Below are 1,270 nucleotides of genomic sequence, written 5' to 3'. Positions count from 1 at the left end.
CGGGCGAAGCGGTCACCGAAGAGAATGGCGAACTGGGCCTTTGCCATGGACCATTCCCTTGGGGGCATGATCCATTCTTTCTCGGCCCGGTTCAAGGCCAGAAAGAGGAGCTTGAGAGCCGCGTCGTCATTGGGGAAATGCCCTCTGGTCCGGACGGCCCGCCTGAGCTTGGCGTTCAGCGCTTCTATGGCATTGGTCGTATAGACCAGTTTCCGGACGTCGGCAGGGAAGGCGTAGAAAGGAATGACCTCCTCCCAGGCCCGCTCCCAGGACTGGACGATCGCTGCGTATTTCCGACCCCAGGGGCTTTCGGCAAAGGCGGCCAGAGCGGTTTTTCCAGTCTCGGCGTCCACCGCCCGGTAGATATCCTTCAGAGCCGTGGCCACGGATTTGCGGTCTTTCCAGGCGACGAAATCCAACGAATGGCGCAGCAGATGAACGATGCAGGTTTGCACAAGGGCTTCGGGAAAAACCGCGCGGATGGCGTCGGGAAAGCCCTTGAGCCCATCAACCACGGCCAGCAGGATATCCTCGACGCCACGATGGCGTAGCTCGTTCATGACACGGAGCCAGAATTTGGCGCCCTCGTTCTGCTCGATCCACAGGCCGAGGACCTCCTTCGTGCCGTCGGCGCGTATGCCTAGGGCGATATGCACCGCCTTGTTGCGCACCATGCCTTCGTCACGGATCTTCACCCGCAGGGCATCGAAGAACACCACCGGATAGACCACCTCCAGCGGCCGGTTCTGCCAGGCTGCCACTTCGTCCAGAACGGCGTCGGTGATGACGCTGATCAGGTCCGGCGAAGCTTCCATCCCATAGATTTCAAGCAGATGGCCCTGGATCTCACGTACGCTCATCCCACGCGCATACATCGAGATGATCCGATCGTCGAAGCCGGGAAACCGCCGCCGGTAGCGGGCGATCAGTTGCGGATCGAACGTTCCCGCCCGATCACGGGGGATGTCCAGCCGTACCCGACCGGCATCCGTCAGCACCGTCTTCTGCCCATAGCCATTGCGACAGTTCGGGCGACCAGCCACAGCCTCGCCGTCCAGATGGTGGTCCAGTTCGGCGTTGAGCAACCGCTCCGCCAGGGCTTTCTTCATATCGCCCAGAAGGGCATCTGCGTCTGACATCGTGCGGACCACGCGGCCAGCCAGAACCTGGTCCAGAACATCGTCAGGGATGATGGGTTTCTTGCGTCGGGCCATGATGCTGCTCCTTCTTTCGCATCAAACGCCCAAACACGAAATTTAGGATAGGCCCA

1 protein-coding gene is annotated in these 1,270 nt (G+C 60.8%); it reads right to left on the bottom strand.

Annotation, left to right across the window (positions count from 1 at the left end):
* Positions 1-1,214: IS256 family transposase (locus CFR80_RS18235; RefSeq protein ID WP_110507859.1), on the bottom strand; the 1,214-nt coding region annotated here is incomplete at its 3' end.
* Positions 1,215-1,270 lie beyond the last annotated feature (56 nt).

It is taken from the genome of Komagataeibacter oboediens, assembly GCF_003207815.1.
In the GTDB taxonomy this organism is placed as follows: Bacteria; Pseudomonadota; Alphaproteobacteria; order Acetobacterales; family Acetobacteraceae; genus Komagataeibacter; species Komagataeibacter oboediens.
The sequence above is the reverse complement of the archived record's forward strand: the minus strand, read 5'-3'. Positions and strand labels throughout refer to the sequence as shown.